The organism is Nostoc sp., from assembly GCF_036917435.1.
GTDB lineage: Bacteria > Cyanobacteriota > Cyanobacteriia > Cyanobacteriales > Nostocaceae > Nostoc.
The window spans coordinates 1-25,384 of record NZ_JBALDM010000050.1 but is presented as its reverse complement, the minus strand read 5'-3'; the positions used below and the strand labels follow the sequence as shown (position 1 = coordinate 25,384).

Sequence of the window (25,384 nt, the reverse complement as noted above, 5' to 3'; positions counted from 1 at the left end):
CTAAACGCCTGTGGAGAACTTGTAAGTCTTGGTGCAATCCAAGCGGAGATCGTTGAAGCAGGAATCACACGACTTCAAGTCGTGTGAGGTTCAAATCCGGTAATTGCTGCGGCACTAATTTGTCTAGTAAAAGAATCGAACAAGGAAATCTGCATATTTGGGGACTGGGGACTAGGCAATATTCTTCCCAATGCCCAATGCCCAATGCCCCATGCCCAATGCCCACTTCATATCGAAACATTAAGGAATATTGCATTTGTGCAGAAACCTGGAGCTAAACCGTTAAATCACTAGAAAGACCGTGGTAGTATGCTCTGGGTAAATGTGAAGATTGGGAGAAAGACCTTTGACACTACGGGTTGCTGTTATTGGGTCAGGCCCTGCTGGTTCATCTGCCGCAGAAACACTGGCAGCCTCTGGGATTGAAACCTACTTGTTTGAGCGGAAGCTAGACAATGCAAAGCCTTGTGGGGGTGCAATTCCCCTGTGTATGGTGAGTGAATTTGACTTACCACCAGAGATTATCGATCGCCGCGTCAGGAAGATGAAAATGATTTCACCTTCTAATCGGGAGGTAGATATCAATCTGGTAAATGAAGATGAATATATAGGAATGTGCCGCCGGGAAGTGCTAGATGGCTTTTTGCGCGATCGCGCGGCAAAAGTCGGCGCAAATTTAATTAATGCCACTGTTCATAAACTCGATATACCAGGAAACAATACTGATCCCTATACCATCCATTACATTGACCATACAGATGGCATATCACAAGGTATTGCCAAAACTCTGAAGGTGGATTTGATCGTTGGGGCAGATGGGGCTAATTCTCGCGTTGCTAAAGAAATGGACGCTGGGGATTACAATTATGCGATCGCTTTCCAAGAGCGAATTCGCTTACCTGAAGACAAAATGGCCTACTATAACGACCTCGCCGAAATGTATGTCGGTGATGACGTTTCTACCGATTTCTACGCTTGGGTTTTCCCCAAACATGACCACGTAGCTGTCGGTACTGGCACGATGCACGTCAATAAAGCCAGCATTAAACAATTACAAGCTGGTATCCGTGCCCGTGCTTCCGAAAAATTGGCAGGCGGTAAAATCATTAAAGTCGAAGCCCACCCCATTCCCGAACATCCCCGTCCCCGTCGTGTTGTTGGTCGCATCGCTTTGGTGGGAGATGCTGCTGGTTATGTTACCAAGTCTTCTGGTGAAGGTATTTATTTTGCCGCTAAATCTGGGCGGATGTGTGCTGAAACCATTGTGGAAACATCTAACAGTGGTAGCCGCATTCCTACAGAAGGCGACCTCAAGGTTTACCTGAAGCGTTGGGATAAGAGATATGGACTCACTTACAAGGTGCTGGACATTCTGCAAACTGTGTTCTATCGTTCCAACGCCACCCGCGAAGCATTTGTGGAAATGTGCGATGATCTCGATGTACAACGGCTAACATTCGATAGCTATCTGTATAAGACGGTTGTCCCAGCTAATCCCATTACCCAATTGAAAATTACTGCTAAAACTATTGGTAGTCTAATTCGGGGTAATGCCCTTGCACCTTAATTGAGGGTAAAGGACTGGGAATTATAATTTACTCAATTTTGGGGTGGACATCCTGCACGCTGATTAATCAAGGCGGGCAAGATGCCCACCCCACAACATATATTTTTATCCACTTCCCATCACGATCCGCCTTACCCCACCCTAACCCTCCCCGATATATTGGGGAGGGAACTGGATTTTCCGGTTTCCCTCCTTTACAAGCAACGGTGTACACACAAGTCGGAAAAACTTCATCCACCAAAGATTCGCGGTGCATTAAGCTGGCATAAGAAAGCTAAAACGCATTTGTTATTTCGGAGTATGCATTTGTTATCATTGCTTAACTCGGTTGATTCTAAAACATTTGTGGCAATAATGAAACGTCCAGCGCTTGTAGTTTCCATATCAATTGCATTTTCGTTTTTTGAGACACTTGCAGAAATTTGATAATATTTGTCTTGTTTCTCATCTTTTTTAGATGGCAAATTTTCGGTGATTTCAATCAAATATACTTGATGGTATTTAAATAATTTCGATATTTTTGATAAAGCCTTGGTCGCGTCAGATGAACAACTAAACTTCTCTTGGGATAATTTTTTTAGTTTGGCTTCAGCACTTTTGAGAGATTTTTCAATAGTTTGTGATAATTTACGTAAATCTGATTTTCTTCTCATCTGGCTTTGTACTACTAAACATCTTTGTTCTATGCCTGCGTAGCTGACTAGTTAAAATTTTCACATTTTTGTTCAAAATTTGTGCGGGAAATTTGAGTTGATTATACAAAATCAAATCATTATCGAATTACAATCACAGGAAGAGAGGATGCTAATAGCATCCTCTCTTATATGAGAATAATTATTATTTTTATTAGTTGTCCACCCAGCCGAACTGAAAAGGAATTATTCTTATTTTAGCTCTGATAAACTCTCACAAAAATTAGTTCTTTTGTACTAGATAGCTCCATTTAATTGCGGTGTGACAGTTCTGGGTGCGGAATCAGGGCTATAATACTTAACCAAAAAATATATCTAGAGATAAATTACTAAAATTTGCAACCTAGCTTAAGGTATATACAGCCTCTGCAATCAATATTGGTTGTTCTCAGACATTTTCATGCCCGATATTAATTATTCCCAATTACTGCGTTACGGCAATACTGTATTAATTGTTGCATTGACATCAGTGCTAATGTTGATGCTAAACCCCTGGTTAAGCATGAGTGGAACACCTTTCTTGTTGTTTTTCAGCGCTGTAATGGTGAGTGCTTGGTATGGTGGTTTGAAATCAGGGCTATTAGCAACTTTCTTGTCTGCATTACTAAGCGATTACTTCTTTCTCTCGCCAGCTTATGAATTGAGTTTTGACCTATCTAATTCTGTGCGAATTGGCTTGTTTACATTACAAGGATTGCTCTTTAGTATCATCTGTGAAGAATTAAAGACTGCTAAAAAACAGACTGAAGAAAGACTCCGCCATATCGCGCAAGTTAGTAGCGTCCTATCTACTTCACTAGATTATGAAGAAACCTTAGAACAAATTGCCAAAATCTCAGTTCCCGAACTAGCTGATTGGTGTAGCGTCGATATTTTAAATGAAGATGGTTCCATTCGTCGTCTACCCATTGCCCATGCAGACCCATTAAAAGCGGAGTTAGCGCGTAAACTTCAGGAATATACGACAGATTACAAGGGTGTAAGTGCGATTACTAGAGTGCTGCAAACTGGGCAAAGCGAATTAATTTCAGAGATATCTGACTCGCTATTAGTGGCAAGTACTCAGAATCAGGAACATTTAGAAATTCTTCAGCAATTGGGAATGAAGTCTGTAATGATTGTGCCGTTAATTGCACAAGGGCGAGTTCTCGGTTGCATCAGCTTTGTAACTGCCGAATCAAAGCGTCGCTACGATCGCACTGACCTTACTTTAGCAACAGATATTAGCCATCGTGCAGCCTTAGCAGTAGAAAATGCCCGACTTTATCGAGATAGCCACAAGGCTCTAATTCATTATGCCGAATCTCTATCTCTTCTAGATGCACTCCTAGAAGCTGCACCTGTTGCCGTATGCTTTTTGGATCGGGAACTGGGATATATCCGAATTAATCAAGTTTTTGCTAAGATTAACGGTTTGACTATAGAAGAACATTTAGGACGTAAATTTGGGGAAGTGTTGCCAGCAATGGCGGCTGAGTTAGAGCAACAGTTGCAGCACGTTTTGGATACTGGAGAACCTCTGCTGAATGTAGAAATTAGCGGTGAGACACGGGAACAACCCGCACGTTACGGCTACTGGTTGGGCAACTATTACCCAGTCAACAACGCAATGGGCGAAACGGTAGGAATTGGGATTATTTTGGCAGATGTAACAGCAGCAAAACAAACAGAAGTAGCTTTACGAGAAAGCGAAGAAAAGTTCCGGGCAATATTCAACCAGGCAGCTGTTGGCATTTCTCTGGTAGCGTTGGATGGACAATTTATTCAAGTTAATCCTGCCCTATGCGAAATTACTGGGTACAGCCCTGAAGAGTTAATCCAATTAAACTTTCAAGAAATTACCCACCCTGACGACTTAGCAATTGATTGGGAAAATGCTCGACGAGTTTTAGCAAAAGAAATTAGCGGTTATTCTTTAGAAAAGCGCTACATCCGCAAAGATGGTTCTATACTTTGGGTAAACCTAACTTCATCAGCAGTTTGGGATACTAATGGACTTCCAAAGTATGCATTAGGGATTATTGAAGATATTAGCGAACGCAAAAAAGTTGAAACGACACAACAATTTTTAGTCGAGGCCAGCACCTTACTAGCTGCCTCATTAGATTATGAAATTGCTTTAGAAAACGTGGCTAATCTAGCAGTTCCTACATTAGCTGACTGGTGTATTGTAGATGTTTTTCAGGAAGATTGGTCAAGTAGACAAATTGCGATCGCAATTGCCGATCCCAGCAAAGTAAATATTTTAGACGAAATTCGACGGCGTTATCGACCCAAAGCTAGAGCCAAACTGCTTTTGCAACAGCTAAAGCGAGGAATATCTGCCTTTTACTCCGAATTATCTGACTCTAATCTTGTAGAGATGGCTGAAGACGCTCAACATCTGCAATTGCTGCAAAGCCTGGGTATTCGTTCTTTAATGGTGATTCCAGTTCGTTCCCGTGGGCAATTATTTGGAGCAATCTCCTTTTTCACAGCCGAGTCAGGCCGATACTACCAACAGACAGACTTGGCTTTAGCAGAAGATATTGCTCGTCGGGCGGCCACAGCCATCGACAACGCCAGACTCTACCAAGAAACTCAACAGGCAGAACAGGCAGCTGAAAGGTCTGTGAATCGCACCATACTTTTACAAAGAATAACTGCTGCCTTCTCCGAAGCCTTAACTCCCCAACAGGTAGCCAATGTAGTGGTAAACCAAGGCATTGCCGCCTTAGAAGCCACTGGTGGTTCCATTGTCTTACTTACTGAGGGGAATACTACCCTAAAAGTTGTGCAAGCAATTGGCTATCCCCAAACCCTTATAAATACTTGGGCAACTTTTCCCATCACATCACCTAACCAAATAGCAGAAACAGTCAGAACTGGGCAGCCGATTTTTTTAGAAAATTTAGCAGCCATGATTGCTAGATATCCCGACTTAGCAAATGTTGTGACAGTTATGGGGAATAATGCTTGGGCTTCCATTCCGTTGATCGCAGAAGGTAAAGTAATTGGGGCACTGGGATTAAGCTTTACCACTGGACAAATATTTAACGAAGAAGACCAGGGATTTATGTTGACACTGGGACAGCAGTGTGCGCAAGCGATCGCTCGCGCTCAACTTTACGAAGCCGAAAAAACCGCCAGGGCGGAAGCTGAGACAGCCAACCGTATTAAAGATGAATTTCTCGCTGTCCTTTCCCATGAACTCCGAACTCCCTTGAATCCGATTTTAGGGTGGGCAAAGTTACTCAGAACCCGCAATTTTGACGAACCCACTAAAATCCGGGCATTGGAAACAATCGAGCGGAATGCCAAGTTACAAACCCAATTAATTGGCGATTTACTTGATGTTTCGCGGATTTTGCAAGGTAAGGTCAGCTTAAACCTTTATGCAGTGGATTTGAAAATAGCGATCGCATCTGCACTAGAAACAGTGCGTTTAGCAGCAGAAGCCAAATCAATTGAAATTAAAACGGTGTTAAGTAATGATATCGGCAAAGTTCTCGGCGATAGCGATCGCTTACAACAAGTAATGTGGAATCTCCTCTCCAATGCCGTTAAATTTACACCCACAGAAGGACTTGTACAAGTGCGTCTAGAGCAAGTTGGCTTAGATGCTCAAATCCAGGTGATTGATACTGGTAAAGGAATCATCCCGGAATTTTTACCCTACGTCTTTGACTACTTCCGCCAAGCAGATGCTAAGACAACCAGAGTATTTGGCGGACTAGGATTAGGACTAGCAATTGTGCGCCATCTAGTAGAACTTCACGGTGGTACAGTTCAGGCAGAGAGTTTGGGAGAAGGGCAAGGGGCTACTTTTACAGTTAGACTACCTTTGCTAAAAAATTCTGAGTTGCGAGTTAGTAGTGATGAGGCTTCTCAAGCAGAACTCAATACTGACGACACATTACTGGCTGGAGTCCAAATATTGCTTGTGGACGATCAAGCTGATGTGCGAGAATTTTTTAGCTTTGCGCTAGAACAATATGGTGCAACTGTAACCGCAGTTGAATCAGCAGCCGAAGCCCTGGAAATATTAATGCAATCAAAACCAGATATTCTGTTAAGCGATATTGGAATGCCCTTAATGGATGGGTATATGTTGCTGCGCGAAGTGAGAAAATTACCACCAGAGCAAGGGGGGCAAATTCCGGCGATCGCACTTACAGCTTATGCTGGAGAAATCAACTACAACCAAGCAATGGCAGCAGGATTTCAAAAACACCTACCTAAACCTGTAGATTCAGGTGAATTAGCTACTGCGATCGATAAACTAATTCGTAATTCGCTCAACCAATAGGGCGATTACCAGGATTGACTGCATGGATATATTCACTACCCGAACCCGGTCTGCCTCTTTTATAGTAAGCTTCTTCTGGTTTACCCCATCCTAGCTGCAAAATCATTTCCAAAAAACTAGAATTTTCCCACTTACATAAACTTGCCCATTCTGTTCTCTGAACAATTCTTTCTACATCAGATGTGAGAATTTGTTCGTATTGTTTACTATTATTGAAACTCAAGTATAAATCCATCCCCATAGAGACTTCATACCAAAATTCTACAATAGAATTTTTAGCAGCTTTTAATACCTCTAAGTCATTAGGGAGGGCTATTAAATCAGTATTTACTTCGGGATAGCTCAAGTTTTTACCTTTAACTGTCACCTCCCGCCAGATAATACCTGAAACCTGATTTTCTTTTTGATAATCGTGAATCGCGGTTTTGAAATCTTGATAAGCTGTGAATTGTTGCAGCCCATCAGTTCTAATAAACTGGTCAATTACAGGATTGCCAGAGGCTGTTATTTCTAACTTTAGGCGTTTTCCATTGAGGCAAGCTTGGCGTTCGGCTGCCAAAACTTGAATTAACTCCTGGGTGGTGTAAACCTTTGACATCAGAATACACTCAATACGGGACTAGAGATTAATTTTCTAAATGATTAACACAGATATTTCAATATTATGCTTTGGCATCGGCAGAAATGTAGTAACAGATAGCACGAAAAATGAGGGCAGACCAATTTGGTCTAGCCCCATTACAGCGTATTCGAGGTAAATGAAGTACACGGGTAGGGGCACAACATGTTGTGCCCCTACGATAATCTGTACCTCACGCCTGTTGCAATCTGCTGTAAGTTACCTAGCTAACTCACTACTGAACTCATTGAAGGCTCGTCGCTTTAGCTGTGCTGTTTCGGTGCGTGGTAATAAATCAAAGATTTTGCGGAATTGATCGTCTATTTCTTCATAAGGTACTTGACCTTTTTTATTCAAAACTACCTCACCTGATTTATTAAACACCACCACTTGAGGAACAGTCCCAGAGTAGTAATATCCTGGTTCTGTAGGCTCGTAGGTTTTTTTAGATGGGATAGTATCTACATTAATCGGCATAATCTCTGCTACCTGACCATAGAATTCCTGTACCCTTGAGATAGAAATGGCATATCTTTTAGAATCGCTGCTGTCATCCAAATAAAAAGCCAAAAATACTGGTTTATGTTCCGCTAAAGTTTGTGCGAGTGTCTGTCTGGGAGGAACCAATGAGCCGTTGCCAGCATAAACGACAAAAATGTTGCCATCATATAAATCATTATCAAGACCAGCATGAGCAGGTTGCGTACTTATAATAAAAAGACTTGCAAGCAACACCAGGCATTTGGACAACCAACCTCCCCAGCCAGTAATTTGTTTATTAAAAAAAAGAAACTTTGTGCTATTCATCAAAAGGAACCTTGCAAGCTACTACTTGTCGTGAGTTTGTACTGAATTCGGGAAACTGGGCTGGATATGTAATTACGCCCACGCACTATTTTTTAAAATAACGCTTACTGAGATTATCTCTCGTAAGTGGATGATGAAGTTGAACGGAGTTCTGATATGGATGAACGGAGTTCCGAGGTGGATGAACGGAGTTCTGAGGTGGATGAACGGAGTTCTGAGGTGGATGAACGGAGTTCTGAGGTGGATGAACGGAGTTCTGATATGGATGAACGGAGTTCCAAGGTGGATGAACGAGATTCTAACTCTCCCCTGCCCCCTCATTTCCCACATGGGACTTCCAACAAATAAATTACCCAATCTTGTGGGGTGGGCATCTTGCCCGCCCATATACAAAGGCGCTCATGTTGCCCACCCCACAAGAAGTAGTTGAGTATTTTTTTATTTGGAGGTTCCCATCTTAATTTTGATGCTGGCTTTTTTAGTCAGGATTCGCTAAACTCACGCATGTTAAATTTGCAATTAAATACTTTCAATTAGCAACGCCAGAAGACTAGGGTACAGATGTGGGAAACAAAATTAAATTCATAGATAGGCTGCGATTGGGTTTCGCAGTGTCAGTGGCAAAAACTGTGACGCTTATAGTGCGATCGCTCCGTCTGGGTGCTGCTAGTGTATTACCAGGCTCAATTGCTCGTCGCATTGAACCCCGAATTTTAGAATTATTGAGTCAGCAAGTTAAAAACGGAGTAATTTTAATTGCTGGTACTAACGGCAAAACCACTACAGCACTGCTTTTATGTACAATCTTAGAACGCAAGGGTTATCGCGTCGCTCATAATTCTACAGGTGCAAATCTAGAAAATGGCTTGATGACGACACTGTTAGACAGCACCAATTTACTAGGTACGCTAGATGTTGATTACGCCATCTTAGAAGTTGATGAAAATATTGTCCCAAGAGTATTAAAGCCACTCCAGCCGCGAATCATTCTCTGTTTAAACTTATTCCGCGACCAGCTTGATCGGTACGGCGAAGTAGATACAATTAGTAAGCGCTGGACAAAAGTTATTTCTACCCTACCAGCAGAAACGGTGGTAATTCCTAATGCTGACGATCCAACTTTATCTAATCTCGGTCAGCAGTTACCGCAACGGGTGTTATTCTTTGGCTTGAATGAACCAGCAAATTATCTAGAAGCTATTCCTCACGCAGTCGATTCTATCTATTGTCCCAAATGCGGACATTCTCTAGATTACAAGGGTGTCTATTTGTCTCATTTGGGAGATTTTACTTGTCCTCAGTGTGGTTTTACTAAAAGTAAACCGACTTTAGAAAGTAGTGAGTGGTCACAAATTCTTGTTGGTTTGTATAACAAATATAATACCTTAGCTGCTGCAACTGCAGCTATTGAGTTAGGAGTTGATGAAGCGACAATTAGAGATACTATTAACAACTTCCAAGCCGCTTTTGGTCGGGCAGAAGATTTAGTAATTAACGGTAAACGAGTGCGGATATTGTTATCAAAAAATCCTGTGGGAACGAATGAAACCATTCGCGTAGTAACTCAAAGCACAGATAAAACCACACTGTTAGTATTAAACGATCGCACACCCGATGGCACTGATGTATCGTGGATTTGGGACGTGGATACCGAAAAATTAGTCGAACGTGGCGGGACTTTAGTAGTGAGTGGCGATCGCCTCTACGATATGGCACTACGCCTACGTTACAGCCAAAAGTCTCTTGAAAGTAACATAAATTTAATTGTAGAAGAAGATTTGCGACAAGCGATCGCAACTGCATTAGAGCATACACCAGACAATGAAACTCTGCATATTCTACCGACCTACTCAGCCATGTTAGAAGTTCGAGAAGTTTTAACTGGCCGAAAAATTCTTTAAATTGGGCATTGGGCATTGGATAAGAGTTTTTTCATAGCCCCATTCCCCATGCCCCATGCCCCATGCCCCATTCCCAATTTCCAAAATTTATGAGTTTTCAACAGGAATTAACAATAGGTTGGCTTTATCCGACGCTGATGAGTACTTATGGCGATCGCGGTAATGTAATTACTATAGAACGTCGCGCTCAATGGCGGGGATATGACGTTAAAATCTTACCCCTAGATCAAAATAGTACAGCCGCAGATATTAAAACTGTAGATGTCATAGTTGGCGGTGGCGCACAAGATCGTCAGCAAGAAATTGTCATGCGTGATTTGCAAGGCGCGAAAGCTGATGCAATGCGTGAAAAAATCGAAAATGGCACACCAGGCGTTTTTACCTGTGGTTCACCCCAACTACTGGGACATTATTATGAACCAGCCTTGGGACAACGGATTGATGGTTTAGGAATACTCGATTTAGTTTCCGTCCATCCTGGTGAAAATACTAAGCGCTGTATTGGTAACTTGGTAATTGAAGTTACAGCATCACGTCTCGCGCAAGATTTAAAAGAGATGACGGGTAGCACACCATATTTGGTAGGCTTTGAAAATCACGGCGGACGTACCAAGCTAGGAAAAGTGGAAGCATTGGGGCGAGTGGTATACGGTTTGGGAAATAATGGAGAGGATGGGACAGAGGGAGCATTTTATCAGAATGCGATCGCTACTTATTCTCACGGCCCTTTGTTACCAAAAAATCCTTTCGTCGCCGACTGGTTAATTCAAACAGCACTGCGGTTAAAGTATGGGGAAGCGATCGCATTGCCACCTTTAGATGATAATCTTGCTGTACAAGCGCGGGAAGCGATGTTTAAGCGGTTGAAAGTAAGTTTACCAAGTGTTGCTGCGGCGAAAGTTTAACCTTGAAGGAGGCACTCTGCCTCCTACCTCCTAAAATATAGAAAAAATATTAAGAATGTGAATTAGATATCATAGTAATCATTTTGGTGTGGCATCTCTAGCCCACAATAAAAAGAAAGCGATTCAGGGATTGAATGAGCAGCAAATGCTATAGCGATAACCAAAAAAAAACCCCAGAGGATGTTAATCTACTAGGGGAGTTAGTTATCAGGGTGCATCTACCAATTAAATGTTCTTAGCTTAAACGCCATATTCCGGACAAATTTGCACAAAGGTCAGTTATTATTTAAAATAAAAACCCCCAGAGGATGTTAGTCTACTAGGGGAGTTAGTTATCAGGGTGCATCTACCAATTAAATGTTCTTAGCTTAAACGCCATATTCCGGACAAATTTGCACAAAGGCTAGTTATTATTTAAAAAAAACCCCCAGAGAATGTTAGTCTACTAGGGGAGTTAGTTATCAGGGTGCATCTACCAATTAAGTGTTCTTAGCTTAAACGTCATACTCCGGACAAATTTGCACAAAGGCTAGTTATTATTTAAAATAAAAACCCCCAGATGATGTTAGTCTACTAGGGGAGTTAGTTATCAGGGTGCATCTACCATTAATCTTTTCTACGGGTAGCCAGCATCTTCCGGGAAAAATTGTAAAAATCAGGTTGATGGCGATGTCTACGAAGGACTACGCCTATACAACTAGAAAAAACCCCCAGTGAGTGTTAGTCAGCTAGGGGAGTTAATTATCAGGGTGCATCTACCATTAATCTTTTCTAAAGTGAATGGGTAACTACCGGATAAATTAGCAGAGGTTGAAGTTATTGCTGTTTGCTCACCAAAAAAAAAGTCTCAGCAGGTGTTAGGCAATCAGAGGAGTTAGTTATCAGGCATTGGTGCAACTTAAGTTCAAATTCTGAAGAATCTTGTTTCCAAGTTTTATCTGTAAACGATCCTTATTGGGCTACTGGCGCGAATTTGGAACGTGGTAGCCTCCATAAGGATTAAAAGCCAAAGACTCTTAAAGAGCAATCTACCGGATAAATTAGCATTTACCAGAGAAAACTCCCAACAGGTGTTAGCCAACTAGGGGAGCTAGTTATCAGGGTGTATTTACCAATTAAATAACCAGTGCTATGCCTTAAAAATTTGATGCGTCAGAAATGATTGCTGCTTACTTCCTTCATAAAAAAACCCCCAGTGGGTGTTAGCCAACCAGGGGAGCTAGTTATCAGGGTGCATCTACCAATTAAATATTCTCAGGTTGAACACCATACCCGGATAAATTTACTAGAAAGATATGCCAAAAAAACTCTAGTAGATATTAACTCAATTGGGGGAGTTAAAAATCAAGTATTCTAGGATTAAGGATTATTTTCTGGTAGAGAATATCTGCATCAAAAGTTGCTGTTGTTGGCCAAAATAAAAAAACCCCCAGTGGGTGTTAGCCAGCTAGGGGAGTTGAAGATCAAGGTGCATCTACCAATTAAATGTTCTAGATCCAAGTAATCCGATCCGGATAAAGTTGTAAAGGCAGAAAAAGCAAAACAACACCGAATCAGAAACATTCAGAGGTGGGATGCATCTAAGTTATCAAAGGGAGCAAATCGACTTGAAACTTTCGTGTTTCAAACCAGATTTAGGAGGCAGACAGAAGAAACTGTGACCCAGGAATTCCACATTTCGGTAACTCCTGTAGGACAAAATGACTACTTGGTGCGGACAGAACAAGTCGCGCCTGGGGTACCATTGGCAGAAGAATTGGTGACTTGGCCTGTTACTGATTGGTTGATAGCTGCTGGGCATTTAATGAATGATCCATTGAAGTCGGTGTTGCAGGGAGATCCATTTGCTTCTGGTGGGCATGAAAGCAATATCGCCAGAAACTCTGTTAATTTGGTGGCATTGGGTCAACAATTTTATAACGCTTTATTTCAAGGCACTCTTAGAGATAGTTGGATTACCGCCCAAGGTATTGCCCAGAATCACCAACAAGTACTACGCTTGCGTTTGGGGCTAAAAGACACGAGGTTAGCTCGTCTACCTTGGGAAGTAATGCACGCAGGCGATCGCCCTCTGGCTACTGGGCCTTATGTGGCTTTTTCTCGCTTCCAAAGTGGCATTTTGGGGGGTTCTCCCTTGCGATCGCTGCGGGGGGCTACGCCTACGCGAAATACTTTCACACCACGAGAAGAAGGAATTGTGAAAGTATTGATGGTAATTGCTTCTCCCTCAGATCAAGTCCGTCTTGACTTACAAAAGCAGGAAGCGATTAAACTGCAAGAAGAACTTCAGCGTCAAACATCACGACTTGCTGAAGGTAACAATCATTTCCCAGAAATTGAACTCACTGTATTAGATCAACCAGGACGAGAAGAACTAACCCAAGCTTTAGAACAAGGTAGATACCATGTTCTTCACTACTCCGGTCATAGTAACTTAGGCGGCAATGGTGGAGAAATTTATCTTGTTAGTGGCAGAACCGGCTTAACAGAAGTCTTAAGTGGAGACGATCTAGCAGGCTTGCTCGTCAATAATAATATTCAAATGGCAGTGTTTAATTCCTGCTTGGGGGCGTACACAGCTGCATGTGATGCCTCTGGAGATACTGGTGAACGTAACTTGGCAGAAAGTCTGGTGAAGCGTGGAATTAGAAGCGTTCTAGCGATGTCAGAACGGATTCCTGATGAAGTGGCATTGACACTGACACAATTGTTTTACCGCAATTTAAGTCAAGGATATCCAGTAGATTTGTGCGTTAGTCGGGTGCGCCAAGGATTAATTTCTGCTTATGGTTCTCACCAGATGTACTGGGCATTACCGATTTTATATCTCCAACCAGAATTTGACGGTTTTCTCAGTGAAGAAACTGAGTTATCCGAAAGTGCAGAATCACGGAACCAGTATAGTTCGCCTTTAGGAATCACTTCCACGATGTACTCCGCTATGGCAGATGATGGCGATATGCCTTTAGGAATGGAAGAAATGATTCCTTCTGGTATGGCGCGGGACTCTTCTGGGTTAGACTGGCTGGGTGAGGATACTTGGGGTGATCTCGTTGATGAAATTGAGTATGATGACCCAAGTTATGAAGAAGATTCTGCTATAGTTTCGGATTTATTTCGTCAGCTAGATAACCAAAAAATTCCAACTGAACTCGATCAGCAAACTCCAGAAAATAATTTTCAGCAAAGCCAGGTTTCAGAAGAAATGAATTCTCTGGAAGAGGAAGGAGATTTATGGGGAGAAGTTCCAGCACCGCCACCTCCAATTACTGGAAAATTTGAAGGAAAGTTAGAAAATTCTGATTTTTCGCGTAGGCATAACCCAACCCAGGCATCGCAACCACTCCCAGCCAGACATCGTACCCAACGCCGCAAACTATTGCCAATTATGGGTATTTTGGGAATTAGTGCGTTAGTAACTGCGATCGCTTTAAATTGGTGGTGGCAAAATCGCTCCCAGCAGCTAACTCTACCTAACATCCCAGCAATTTCCTCTGAATCTTCACGCATTGAAAAGCAGCAAAATATCGACTTACAGATAGCAGACACCAGAATTGTCACCACGACTGCTACAGAAAAATTGAGCCAGGGTGACTTACAAAGTGGGTTATTAGCTGTAGAAGAACTACTCAATCGTGGCGCACTAACTGCGGCGGAAACTGCCCTGAAACTGATTCCAGGTAAGCAAGCTGACGATCCATCCGTCAACTTTTATAAGGGGCGATTAGCTTGGCAATCGATCCAAACTGAAGACAATAATTATAGTGTTGATGATGCCCGCCGTTACTGGGAAACTGCTGCAAAAGCTAAACCAGAATCGCCTTTGTATAATAACGCTTTAGGATTTGCCTATTATGCAGAAGGCAATTTGAATCGAGCCAATGACTCTTGGTTCAAGGCTTTGAATTTAGCTCTCAAAGAACAAAAGCCAGATTCAAAAACAGCAGTTGCTGAAGATGCTTTAACTTCTTATGCTGGGTTAGCTCTCGGATTGTATAAATCTACACTTAGTCAATCTAATGGTAAGCAGACACAGTATCTTAATGAAGCGATTAAGTTGCGGCTTATGGTTCTCAAGTCCGATCCAGTCAATTTTCAGGTAGATAAATTAGCTAAAAATTGGCTGTGGACAGAAAAGGCGATCGCAGATTGGCGATCGCTCCTTCAGGAAAAAGGTGAATAAGGGACTTCCAAATAAAAAATACTCAACTATTTCCTGTGGGGTGGGCATCTTGCCCGCCCAGTTAAAGAGGGCGGGCAAGATGCCTACCCCACAAGATTAGATAATTTATTTGTTGGAAGTCCCTAACTAAAAATTTAGTCCAACTCACAAATTCCAATTGCGCCGGAAATGAAAGAAGCCTTCTAAAAACTCTTGTAAAGCAATATTGCTATTTAAACTCTGCTTACTCCACTCTCTTGCAGTTTGTTCGAGAATTTCTGAGAAACTGGGATATACAGGAGATAAATTCGCTAAATCTTTGATTTTAATTTTTTGGGATATTGCTAAGGCAATCAAATTAATTAATTCTCCAGCTTCTGCGCCTAATATCGCAGCCCCCAAAATTTCGCCGTTGCGTAGCACAATTAATTTACATATACCAGTGGTTTCGTCCCGAATTTGGGCTGCTGCAACTGTTTTAAAATATTGACGAAAAACTAAAACTTCATCTCGACTAAATAGGCGTTTTGCCTGATTCTCTGTCAAACCCACTTGCGCCACCATCGGCACAGAAAACATTGCCCAAGGAATGGAGTGATAATTTACTCGTAACCTGGGAAAAAAGAGTGCATTATTCAGAGCAATTTTTGCTTCATAATTAGCGATATTGGGAAAGTCGTAACCACCAATTACATCACCACAGGCATAAATTCGGTGGTTAGTAGTTTGCAGCTTATCATTCACTACTAAAGTACGGCGATGCCATTTCACACCTACTGTTGCCAAATTTAGGGATTCAAAATTTGGTTGTTGTCCAGTAGCAACTAAAATTTCATCCGTTTCAATAGCTTTATCCCCCGCTTGAATCCACTTTTTACCCTCAATTAGCCTCACTTGAGTCACTGGTGTATCAGTAAAGACACGCACACCTTCGACTTCTAACTGTGCCTGAAGCAATATAGCTATCTCAAGATCAATACTGGGTAGAAGATATGGATGCTTGACTATCAGAGTCACACTGCAACCAAACCGGGCTAAAGTTTGGGCGATTTCAATGCTTTGGGGAGTTCCGCCGATAATTACCCAATTTTTGGGTAATGTCGCTCCCTGTAAAGATTGCCAAATATTAGATAGGGTTAGATAGCCAGTGGCTTCCAATCCTTCAATCTCTGGAATTTCTGGACGCGAACCACTGGCCAGCAAATAGGTACGGGCGCGTAGTAGGCGATTGTTAACAGCAAAAGCTAATTGGGGTGAAGATTGAAACTGACCACTGCCAACGATAATATCTACCCCCAGCGCAGCTAGGATGGCGGGAGAATGCTGTTCTTTGAGATTTGAGGCGACGCATTGAGCATATAGCATGGCTTCTTGCCATGCCATAGATATGTGGCATTCTTTTGAGGTATCAGTGGGTGTGGCGTGAATACCAAAACTGGCGGCATCATTCAACTTCTGTGCCAGTTTCCCAATTTCGGTAAGAACATGGTGAGCAGTAAACCCGTAGTCTACTTTAGGTTCTACCAGGGCAACTGTAGCACGCAGTTTGGTTGCAGCAAGGGCAGCATAGTATCCGGCAAGACTGCCGCCAATAATTACAACATCGTAGTCAATTGTCATTTGTCATTGGGCATTGGGCATTGGGCATTGGGCATGGGGCATTGGGCATGGGGCATCGCTGAAAAATCAATAGTTCTTCTTGCTCTACTCCCTACTCCCTACTCCCTAATCCCTAATCCCTACTCAGGGCTGCTAGTAAGCGTTGGTTATCGGACTCTTCACGTACAGCAACCCGGAAAAAGCGATCGCCTAGTTCTTTAAAGCTAAGGCAATCACGGATTAAAATCTGGTTACGCTTGAGTAATTTTTGCTGTAACTGCAAAATTGACTCTTGGGACTCAACTAATAAAAAGTTAGCAGCACTTGCTTGGGGTTGCAATCCTGGTATTTCAGCTAAACCCTGAAAGAGTTGGTTTCGTGCAGGTGGTAGCCATGCCCAGGTTCGCTGCTGAAACTCCGTATCCTGGAGGGCGGCAATTGCTGCCGCCGCCGCTAGGGTGTTTACGGGCCAGGGGTCACGCCATAGCTGCCATTTAGCTAGACAGTCGGGGTGTGCGATCGCATATCCTAATCGCAATCCTGGAAGACTGTAAAATTTGGTTAGCGATCGCAATATTACTAAATTCGCATATTCCTGCACCACCGGAATCAGGCTTTGTTCCTCACTAGGCGGCACAAAATCCATAAATGCTTCATCCACCACAACCAAAGCATATTGCTCCAGGTAGGGCAAAATAGAGTCCCGTGAAAATATCTTTCCGGTTGGGTTGTGGGGATTATTCAACAATAGCCCTTTGTCATTTGTCATTTGTCCTTGGTCAATGACCAATGACCAATGACCAAGGACAAAGGACAAAGGACACTCCAGCACATTAGCGTTATATGCTGCTAAGGTTCGGTAGTAGTCACCAAAGGCTGGAGTGATTAAAATTGTCGCGGCTAATTGAGCTAACTCCCTACCTACTAAAGTGAGTAATTCTGCGGAGCCGTTACCCGGCAGAATCCACTCAGGTGGTAGTTGATGGAAGTGACTGAGAGCTAGTCTCAGTTCACTATAGTTTGGGTCTGGATAGTGCTTAAGATTACCAATTTGGGACAGTATAGCAGCGATCGCGCTGTTTGGAGGCCCCAACGGGCTGATGCTAGCAGAAAAATCCAGAATAGCATCAGGGGGACAGCCAGCCAGTGCTGCTGCCCAGGCTAAATTTCCCCCATGTGCAGGTTGCCGCATTAAAAAAAAGTTCCCAAAGACAGAATCTATACTTTTGGGGGTGCTACCTTTTCTCTAAACAGTTTTCCTGCGGAGAAGGCAGGAACCCTCGTAGCGGGAATTTCCATTTTTTCATTTGTTTTCGGGTTGCGACCTTCGCGGGCTTTACGTTCCCGTGATTCAAATGAGCCAAATCCCACTAATGTTACTTTATCACCAGATGAAACCGCTTCAATAATGGTTTCCAAAGCGGCAGTTAAGACTTGATCCGCTTGTTTCTTGGTAACACCAGCCTTTTCAGCTACGGCATCAACTAATTCACCCTTGTTCATATCAAACTCCTGAAGGTTTACTTGAGATTCTTTTCGGATGCACCCTGGTACATCTGTACTCAAATCTTTGTTCGCGTGAATACAAAAATCATCCTTTGGGAGTATTTTTACTCAAAACGGCTGTACATCCCATCGGCTCGACTTTTCAATGAATCATTCTAAGGCGTTGTAGCCTGATGTGGATAGATGAAACCATTAATTTATATAGATTTCAGGATTTTTTGTCATTTTAGGGTACTTGCTTCACTAAAAACCACCCCAAAAGTAGGAAAAAATACTTAGTGACAACCACAATAGCCAAGATAACAGGGCATTGTGGAAGTGGGACATAGTTAGTATTGTTGGGATTAATTACCGATGTTAAAGAGTTATTAAGGTTCATACCCAAAACAAAAGAAAAATCTCACCCTGTCAAGAAAGGATATCCCTTTCCTTAGTAAGGCTATGGTGTACACACAAGTTATCGAATCACTACCAGTCCTTGAATTACCCCACCCTAACCCTCCCCTTAGAAAGGTGAGGGAAAGAAATTCTCTTGTTTCCCACCTTTCCAAGGGGGGATTAAGGGGGGTAATTAGACTTGTGTGTAGACCGGAGGGACAGGTTTTACGCAGTAAAACCAGGGTGAGGTTTCTTAGGGGATATAAGACTTAACAACAAATCGCCTCACCAAAGACTTGGGGTACACCGTAGCCGACTCCGAGAGGGACAGGTTTTACGTAGTCAAACCAGAGTGAGGCCTTTTTATTTGAGTAAACTATGAAGACACAATAAGACTATCCTTATTGCCCAGTAGGAATTTTTAAGCCTCGACGCTCAAGAATTTGCCGCACTTCTGGGCTGGGGGCGTAGTTATAGCCATAAGACGAGTTCTCTGTGTCATCTATAATTTGAGGTGTAAGCAACACAATCACTTCTTTGCGCAGATTATCTTTATTTGTTCTTCTAAATAATGCTCCAATCAGTGGAATATCACCCAAAATAGGTATCTTGCTAACAGTTGTTCGGTCTTCATCTTGAATGATGCCACTAAGAATAAGTGTTTGACCATCTCGCAGGCGAATCAAACCAGAATTTAGAGAGCGTTCAGATACTAGAAATATTGTTTGACTGCTGTCTCCTACAGCAATCTGTTGTGAAGATTGCGGTGCTTTTACAACTGGAGCTACAGACAGAGAAACAAAACCATTATCATCAATCCGGTCAATTTTGACACCCAAAGTTAATCCTACCTCCGCTTTCTCGGTAGTTACTGTTTGTGTAGAAGTACCATCACCACGAGTTACTTCATTCTTAACGTTTCCTATTACCTCTTGGGTCAGCTTGACATTAGCTGTTTGACCTTCTTGGACAATTAAGGTTGGATCAGTCAAAATCTTGGCATTGCGATTTTGTACCTGAGCCGTCAAATTAGCAATAAAACGTCTGGGGAAGGAGCTTACATTATTAAAGTTTAAACTTGCAGACCCGTTACTATTGGAAAAATAGGTGTTGTCAACACCAAAGGTAAAGCTGGTATTAAAGTCATCGGTTTTATTAAGGTTAACATCAATAATCTTGACGTTAACTGCGACTTGACGACGACGAATATCAAGCTGAGTTAGTTGAGCCATTGCAATTTCAATGAGTCTAGGAGGGCCAATTAAGGTAAGGGAATTGGTGCGCTCATCTCCTAATGCCTGTAAACCTCTAAGTAATGGGCTAGAGTCTGTAAAATTAACACGTTGAGTTTCAACTCTGCTTTCCGTGGTCGTCTGAGTTTGGGTGATGGGACTAACTCCAGCACCTACGGCTACAGCATCAACACTAGTCACTTGCCGTTCGCGGCTGACAGCACTTTCTGCGCCCAAGCCGACCAAAAAGTTCAGGGCGACTCCCACTGTCACTTGATTGAGCCGCAGGCTACGCATAACCATGTCACGGGTAGCATTAGGTAGTTTAGTCCCAACGAAAACTGTACGATTGCTGCGGTTAGCTTCTAAACCACTCAAACGCAAGACGTAGTTAAACACATCTTGTACTGGCTCGTTTTCTATATCTAAAGAGATAGTTTGAGAACTTGGTTGTGCAGCACCACCTGCTTGACCTCCGATATAAGCCAGGTTCAAATTAGCAGCACGGGCAAGTAATGATAAAACCTCACGCACTGGCGCATCTCGCAGTACTAGGCGGGGTACACGTTCCTGAGTTCCTAAGTCAATGGTGCTAGGAGACGCATCGGTAGCGGAAATAGCAATATCTCCCACTGGTGGGGCAACGGCTCTGGGTAAGAAAGGTGGAGCTTGATTCAGAGGTTGACCCGGCCCAGCAGCTTGTGCTGGTTTTCCGTCAATAGTTACTTCTGGGTTGGGAACTAGAACATCTGGTTTTTGACCAGGTTGGGCTGGTGGAGTAGAAGCCACTGGGGATGTGGCTGTTGGTGCTGTTGGTCTTGGTGCTGTTGGTGCTGATGCTGTAGTGCCTGTAGATGGGCTAAAGCTGAGTGTAATGCCATTTTGCGATCGCACCACCGGTTGACTCTCAGGTGTATTGTTGCTGCCCGTTACCGTCACCCGAACACTATTAGCATCCAGCTGACTAACTTCGACAGATGCAATTCCTGGCGCTGGAGTATCTTGACGAAAGCTATTACCTTGTGGTAATCGTAATTGAGTATTGATAATATCTGCAACTAAAGTCTTGCCTCTTTTTGTAGTGAAAACTTGGGGGCGAGACCCTGAAGAAGTTTTCAAAGCAACGCTAATTCCACCATTAACTGGATTTAGCTGTACATTAGTAACTTGACTAATTTGTGCCCAAACTGGTTGAGCTGCCAAAAATACAAAAGCGGCAGTACCCAATATAAAACTATTACCGTGAAGCTGTTTCACAGTTCATTCCTCACATTATAAAACCTTGTTTACAAAGAATTTTGAGTAGTGAGCCAAAAGTAAGAAATTATGAGTGAATGGTTAGGAATAAAATTTCCTAACTCACAATTCACAACTCCTAACTCCTAACTTCTAACTCCTAATTGCTCATTCCTAACTACTTTTTCGGGGTAGCTTTAGCAGCTGCGGCGGCTACTTCTTCTGCACTAAGTGGCATCAATACTTGTAACTGGAATAATGTATTAATCGCTGCTGGCCCAACCTGTGCCGATGTTTTATCTAATGGAGATATTGCTTCGGCTGGAGCCAAACTTGATTGATAATCTTTAACTATTAACAATGGCTGTAACCGCTCAATGTTACGAATTATCGATTGTGTTTGTTCATAAGTTCCTGTAATTTGGGCATTGATACTGCTGCGTTTTAGCTTGTTGTCAACCTGTAGTCCTAGACTTCCATCGGTAACTGGTTCTGGTTTTTGGGAAACTGGCGTAAATTTATCCAGTTTCGCTCTCACCGTACTAATAGAAGTTGTAGTATTGCCAGACTCAATTAAGCGGTTCAAATCCAACAACAATGTATCTAAGCTTTTTTCGTTAGCAAATAAACCTAAAACCTGAACTTTTTGCTGTTTTGCCTGTGCTAGTTCGTCTTTAAGTTTGTCAATCTGTTTGATGTTGGCTTTTTTTTGCTGAATTTGCCCTTGCAATTCAGAACTTTTTGCTTGCTGCTGCTGATAGCTTTCCCAAGCTGGCATCAGCAGACTTACCAAAATATAACCTGCTCCCGCTAAACCAATTACCCCTACCAAGATTCCAATGATTTTTGGTGTAAAGGCAATACCAAATAGCATGGTGGATGGTGGCGTTTCCTGCCCGAATTCCCCACCTTGTTCGGCAAAATTTAAATCATCACTCAGCGTCATTTTGAAATGACTCCTGTTTGTTGGATACTACGAATTCGAGTTACTAACCCCACTGTGCCTTTTTTTTCTAACTCCCGGATTAATTCGGAAGCTGGAACATCGTTCATGCTCGATTGTATGGTGTATTCAACTACTTGTGGTGGCTTAATTATTACACCATTAGGAGGTTGACCCACACTTGGAGGTAAAGGGGCATTTACTAATCCTGCCGTGATAATTCTGGTTTCTGTAGACTTCAAAAACTGAGACTGTTGTAAACTCAATAAGAAATCATTGACATCGTTAAAAGAACGAGCCAATCCGGTAATTTCTAATCCCCCGGCGGGATTGTTTGGTGGCTGACCTGCCACTACTGCAACGGGTGGGATTTGCTTGATGGTCTTAATTTGCACTGCTGCGGGGATGCGATCGCGCAAATCTTGCAGCATTGCTGACCAAGGTCGAATCTGGTCAAATACAGTAACTAAAGCTTGGGTTTCCCCTTTAACTGCACTAGTCTCGGCTTTGATTTTGTTCAGATTTCCTATCTCTGTATCTAACCTCTTGCTTTCTTGGTCTAGTTGTGCTATCTGACCATCTAATTCAACAATCTTCCCTTGCAACAAGAACCAACTAACTCCCAATAAAGCTGGAAGACCTATACCTACAGCAACTCCTATATATACTGGTGTTAAATTCCCTGTAGGCAGGCTTAGGGATATTCCTCCTTTTTTCTCAGGTTTTTTCTGATATGCTGGGCGGTCTTTAAGAAAGTTAACATCTAGGCTATACATTTTATTACACCTCCCGCATTCCTAGACCAAGTACGATCGCCAAGCCAGAGCGTTGCACCTGTGGATATTTGTCAGTGTCAACTTCCAAGGACAAAGACCCAATTGGATCTATTTGGGTAGTTGGTAAGCTTAATCGTTGGGTAAAGAATTCATCTAGTTGTTGGAGTCCACCTCCTGGGCCAGCTAATATAATCTGCGCTACCTCTAAATTTTCACTTTGATTAAGGTAAAAATCGATGGAACGGCGCAGTTCATCTGTTAGTTCTCCCAACACTCTCAATATGGCTGCCATACCAGGATCGAGTTCGGTAACGCCGGTTTTTCCGCCGTCTATAGAAGTTGGGGGAATCATCATTCCGTATAACAGTTCCATATCTCGTGATGTGGGTAAACTCATTGCCCTTGCTAAGGCAGTTTGCATTTGATAAGTCCCGATTGGGACTGTGCGCGAAAATTGCGGGACTCCGTTAACAATGATGGCAATTTCTGTACTGTCGAACTCGATATCGACTAGTACTGCTGCTTCTTGTGGCCCAAATTGTCGCAGTTGCTCACGGATAGTCCGAATTAGAGCAAAACTGTTAATTTCTAAAACATCAATTTGTAATCCTGCCTGCTCGAATGTACTGATATAGGTATCCGTGATCTCCTTGCGGGTGGCAACTAGAAGTACATGGACTTTTTCAATGCCATCTTCATCTACAAAATACCCAAGTTTCTGATAATCTACATCAGCCTCTTCACGAGGATAGGGTAAATATAAACCTGCTTCATGGTTGAGTACCATTTCTCGCAGTTCTTTCTCATCTAACTCTGCTGGTACTGGTATAATCCGAACGATAGAATCTCGTCCTGGTACACCAGTAGCAACACGAGAAGTTTTGATTTTGCTTTCAGCTAGCGCCTGTTGGATTAATTGCGCCATTGCTGCGGGGTCAGTAATTTGACCATCGGTAACTACGCCTTCTGGAACTGGTACTGATGTAAAGGTTTCTAGTTTCAAGCCTTGACGCTGTTTGCGTAGCTGAACTACATTTACCCGTTCGGGAGCAAGTTCAATGCCGACCCCTTTATTCGATTTACTAAACAGACGAGTGAATTTTTGTACCACAGTTGTGTCCGATGGACTGCTAAATTGAAAATTTAAATTTGTTGTCGGTAGAAGCGTAATATATTACGTCACTACGCATAATTTATTTAGCCTATAATCTCGACAATTCTGTCTAAGCTTTTCACACTGAACAAGCGTAAAATTACTGGGAAAATGATTCAATTGCGAAAATTTAAACAACTTATTGCTTTAGGACTGCTTGGCTTATTAACCACTTGGATTGTAAGTTGCAGCACAGCTAATGTTAGTACAAATACAAAACCAGCTAATTCAGGAGTAGCAACTATTGAGTTTTGGACAATGCAACTACAACCTCAATTTACTGACTACTTCAAAAACCTAATTGCGAATTTTGAATCGCAAAATACAGGTATAAAGATTAACTGGATAGATGTACCTTGGGCGGCTATGGAGAACAAAATTTTAACAGCCGTCTCAGCAAAAACGCCACCTGATGTAGTTAACCTCAATCCGGGTTTTGCTTCCCAGCTTGCGGGGCGAAATGCCTGGTTAGATTTAGATGCAAAAGTCTCAAAAGATGTACGTTCCTCCTATCTGCCGAATATCTGGCAATCTTCTACACTTAATGGCAAGAGTTTTGGGATTCCCTGGTATCTCACCACAAGGTTAACCATTTATAACACTGATTTATTAAAACAGGCAGGTATCAATAAAGTCCCTGCAACCTACGCAGAATTGGCACAAGTAGCGCAACAAATTAAAGATAAGACAGGGAAATATGCTTTTTTTGTGACGTTTGTACCGCAAGATTCTGGTGAAGTGCTGGAATCTTTCGTGCAAATGGGAGTTACCTTAATAGATACTGATGGTAAAGCGGCATTTAATTCAGCACCAGGTAAGGCAGCGTTTAAGTATTGGGTAGACTTGTATAAAAAAGGATTGCTTCCTAAAGAGGCTTTGACGCAAGGACATCGCCATGCGATCGATTTATATCAATCTGGAGAGACTGTGTTTCTAGCTTCGGGACCAGAGTTTCTGAAAACGATCGCTAATAATGCTCCAAAAATCGCCCAAGCTACAGGAATAGCGCCTCAACTCACGGGTGACACAGGTAAGAAAAATGTCGCGGTGATGAATATAGTTATTCCCCGCGACACCAAACAACCAGACAGCGCTGTGAAGTTTGCGTTATTTCTCACCAATGACGAAAATCAGTTAGCCTTTGCCAAAGCTGCAAATGTCTTACCTTCTACAGTCAAGGCATTGTCTGATAGTTACTTTACAAATGTTCCTGCTAATGCTTCAACAATAGAAAAAGCGCGAGTTATGAGTGCTAAAGAACTAAAACAGGCAGAAATATTAACCCCTAGTTTGAAGGATTTCAACAAACTGCAAAAAGCCATTTACGAGAATTTGCAAGCAGCAATGTTAGATCAGAAGACTGTAGATAAAGCTGTAGAAGATGCGGCGCAAGAGTGGAATCAGAGGTAATGGGCATTGGGCATTGGGCATTGGGCATTGGGCATTGGGCATTGGGCATTGGGCATTGGGCATTGGGCATTGGGCATTGGGCATTGGGCATTGGGCATTGGTTGTTTCCTCCTCATCCCTATTCCCTATTCCCTATTCCCTATTCCCTATTCCCTATTCCCTATTCCCTATTCCCTATTCCCTATTCCCTATTCCCTATTCCCTATTCCC

The 25,384-nt window shown here is 42.5% G+C and carries 18 protein-coding genes and 1 pseudogene; 8 read left to right on the top strand and 11 right to left on the bottom strand.

What is annotated here, in order from left to right:
- The first annotated feature begins 119 nt into the window (after positions 1 to 119).
- The gene (locus V7K98_RS25220) at positions 120 to 278 is read left to right on the top strand and encodes a hypothetical protein (protein WP_335026889.1); all 159 of its coding nucleotides are present in this window, start codon (positions 120 to 122) and stop codon (positions 276 to 278) included.
- 68 nt (positions 279 to 346) lie between these two features.
- Positions 347 to 1,567, top strand: coding sequence for a geranylgeranyl reductase (gene chlP / locus V7K98_RS25215; protein WP_335026887.1), 1,221 nt, complete (start codon positions 347 to 349; stop codon positions 1,565 to 1,567).
- Positions 1,568 to 1,875: 308 nt separating this feature from the next.
- Here the strand turns inward: chlP and V7K98_RS25210 are convergent.
- Positions 1,876 to 2,265: pseudogene (locus V7K98_RS25210) on the bottom strand (IS1634 family transposase); the annotation flags it as partial.
- Between the two features lie 394 nt (positions 2,266 to 2,659).
- On the opposite strand from V7K98_RS25210, the gene V7K98_RS25205 reads away from it, so the two are divergent.
- Positions 2,660 to 6,547, top strand: coding sequence for a PAS domain S-box protein (locus V7K98_RS25205; protein ID WP_335026883.1), 3,888 nt, complete (start codon positions 2,660 to 2,662; stop codon positions 6,545 to 6,547).
- Here V7K98_RS25205 and V7K98_RS25200 read toward each other — a convergent pair.
- Together V7K98_RS25200 and V7K98_RS25195 are read right to left on the bottom strand one after the other, a co-directional pair.
- Complete coding sequence (locus V7K98_RS25200) at positions 6,537 to 7,145, bottom strand: hypothetical protein (protein ID WP_335026881.1); 609 nt, start codon at positions 7,143 to 7,145, stop codon at positions 6,537 to 6,539. The two genes, V7K98_RS25205 and V7K98_RS25200, sit on opposite strands and share 11 nt — an antisense overlap.
- A 240-nt stretch (positions 7,146 to 7,385) precedes the next feature.
- Complete coding sequence (locus V7K98_RS25195) at positions 7,386 to 7,973, bottom strand: thylakoid membrane photosystem I accumulation factor (RefSeq protein WP_335026879.1); 588 nt, start codon at positions 7,971 to 7,973, stop codon at positions 7,386 to 7,388.
- A 126-nt stretch (positions 7,974 to 8,099) separates the two neighbouring features.
- Here V7K98_RS25195 and V7K98_RS25190 point away from each other — a divergent pair, with 126 nt between their 5' ends.
- The 4 genes from V7K98_RS25190 to hetF all read left to right on the top strand — a co-directional run bounded on the left by V7K98_RS25190 (position 8,100) and on the right by hetF (position 14,962).
- Positions 8,100 to 8,321: a hypothetical protein gene (locus V7K98_RS25190; RefSeq protein WP_335026877.1), complete on the top strand. Its 222-nt coding sequence runs from the start codon at positions 8,100 to 8,102 to the stop codon at positions 8,319 to 8,321.
- Positions 8,322 to 8,536: 215 nt separating this feature from the next.
- Complete coding sequence (locus V7K98_RS25185; RefSeq protein WP_335026875.1) at positions 8,537 to 9,874, top strand: Mur ligase family protein; 1,338 nt, start codon at positions 8,537 to 8,539, stop codon at positions 9,872 to 9,874.
- Between the two features lie 89 nt (positions 9,875 to 9,963).
- Positions 9,964 to 10,779 (top strand): type 1 glutamine amidotransferase, encoded by an 816-nt coding sequence (locus tag V7K98_RS25180; RefSeq protein WP_335026892.1) that lies wholly within the window; start codon positions 9,964 to 9,966, stop codon positions 10,777 to 10,779.
- A gap of 1,657 nt (positions 10,780 to 12,436) precedes the next feature.
- Positions 12,437 to 14,962, top strand: a complete 2,526-nt coding sequence (gene hetF / locus V7K98_RS25175; RefSeq protein ID WP_335026873.1) for a cell division protein HetF — start codon at positions 12,437 to 12,439, stop codon at positions 14,960 to 14,962.
- A 144-nt stretch (positions 14,963 to 15,106) separates the two neighbouring features.
- On the opposite strand, the gene V7K98_RS25170 is transcribed toward hetF, so the two are convergent.
- From V7K98_RS25170 to pilM, 7 genes are all read right to left on the bottom strand, one after another.
- Positions 15,107 to 16,561, bottom strand: a complete 1,455-nt coding sequence (locus tag V7K98_RS25170; protein ID WP_335026871.1) for a dihydrolipoyl dehydrogenase family protein — start codon at positions 16,559 to 16,561, stop codon at positions 15,107 to 15,109.
- A 112-nt stretch (positions 16,562 to 16,673) separates the two neighbouring features.
- On the bottom strand, positions 16,674 to 17,732 hold the full coding sequence (gene cobD, locus V7K98_RS25165; RefSeq protein WP_335026869.1) for a threonine-phosphate decarboxylase CobD: 1,059 nt from the start codon (positions 17,730 to 17,732) through the stop codon (positions 16,674 to 16,676).
- A gap of 26 nt (positions 17,733 to 17,758) precedes the next feature.
- Positions 17,759 to 18,043 carry an HU family DNA-binding protein gene (locus V7K98_RS25160; protein ID WP_334831925.1) on the bottom strand — a complete coding sequence of 95 codons (285 nt, stop codon included), beginning with the start codon at positions 18,041 to 18,043 and terminating at the stop codon, positions 17,759 to 17,761.
- A 782-nt stretch (positions 18,044 to 18,825) separates the two neighbouring features.
- A complete protein-coding gene (locus tag V7K98_RS25155) occupies positions 18,826 to 20,913 on the bottom strand; it encodes an AMIN domain-containing protein (protein ID WP_335026866.1) in 2,088 nt (695 codons plus the stop codon).
- Between the two features lie 157 nt (positions 20,914 to 21,070).
- Complete coding sequence (locus V7K98_RS25150; protein WP_335026864.1) at positions 21,071 to 21,838, bottom strand: pilus assembly protein PilO; 768 nt, start codon at positions 21,836 to 21,838, stop codon at positions 21,071 to 21,073.
- A complete protein-coding gene (locus V7K98_RS25145) occupies positions 21,835 to 22,611 on the bottom strand; it encodes a PilN domain-containing protein (protein ID WP_335026862.1) in 777 nt (258 codons plus the stop codon). Before V7K98_RS25145 ends, V7K98_RS25150 begins: the two co-directional genes overlap by 4 nt.
- 4 nt (positions 22,612 to 22,615) lie before the next feature.
- Positions 22,616 to 23,722 (bottom strand): type IV pilus biogenesis protein PilM, encoded by a 1,107-nt coding sequence (gene pilM / locus V7K98_RS25140; protein ID WP_335026860.1) that lies wholly within the window; start codon positions 23,720 to 23,722, stop codon positions 22,616 to 22,618.
- Between the two features lie 153 nt (positions 23,723 to 23,875).
- Here pilM and V7K98_RS25135 point away from each other — a divergent pair, with 153 nt between their 5' ends.
- On the top strand, positions 23,876 to 25,174 hold the full coding sequence (locus V7K98_RS25135; RefSeq protein WP_335026858.1) for an ABC transporter substrate-binding protein: 1,299 nt from the start codon (positions 23,876 to 23,878) through the stop codon (positions 25,172 to 25,174).
- Here the strand turns inward: V7K98_RS25135 and V7K98_RS28980 are convergent.
- Entirely contained in the window at positions 25,165 to 25,290 is a 126-nt protein-coding gene (locus V7K98_RS28980; protein WP_442940441.1) for a hypothetical protein, read from the bottom strand. The two genes, V7K98_RS25135 and V7K98_RS28980, sit on opposite strands and share 10 nt — an antisense overlap.
- Between the last annotated feature and the right edge of the window lie 94 nt (positions 25,291 to 25,384).

Coding starts and splice junctions, on each gene's coding strand:
- V7K98_RS25170 (WP_335026871.1), bottom strand. CDS start 16,561: ATGACAATTGACTACGATGTTGTAATTATTGGCGGCAGTCTTGCCGGA.
- V7K98_RS25135 (WP_335026858.1), top strand. CDS start 23,876: ATGATTCAATTGCGAAAATTTAAACAACTTATTGCTTTAGGACTGCTT.
- V7K98_RS25200 (WP_335026881.1), bottom strand. CDS start 7,145: ATGTCAAAGGTTTACACCACCCAGGAGTTAATTCAAGTTTTGGCAGCC.
- V7K98_RS25205 (WP_335026883.1), top strand. CDS start 2,660: ATGCCCGATATTAATTATTCCCAATTACTGCGTTACGGCAATACTGTA.
- V7K98_RS25180 (WP_335026892.1), top strand. CDS start 9,964: ATGAGTTTTCAACAGGAATTAACAATAGGTTGGCTTTATCCGACGCTG.
- V7K98_RS28980 (WP_442940441.1), bottom strand. CDS start 25,290: ATGAGGAGGAAACAACCAATGCCCAATGCCCAATGCCCAATGCCCAAT.
- cobD (WP_335026869.1), bottom strand. CDS start 17,732: ATGCGGCAACCTGCACATGGGGGAAATTTAGCCTGGGCAGCAGCACTG.
- V7K98_RS25160 (WP_334831925.1), bottom strand. CDS start 18,043: ATGAACAAGGGTGAATTAGTTGATGCCGTAGCTGAAAAGGCTGGTGTT.
- V7K98_RS25195 (WP_335026879.1), bottom strand. CDS start 7,973: ATGAATAGCACAAAGTTTCTTTTTTTTAATAAACAAATTACTGGCTGG.
- V7K98_RS25145 (WP_335026862.1), bottom strand. CDS start 22,611: ATGTATAGCCTAGATGTTAACTTTCTTAAAGACCGCCCAGCATATCAG.
- V7K98_RS25150 (WP_335026864.1), bottom strand. CDS start 21,838: ATGACGCTGAGTGATGATTTAAATTTTGCCGAACAAGGTGGGGAATTC.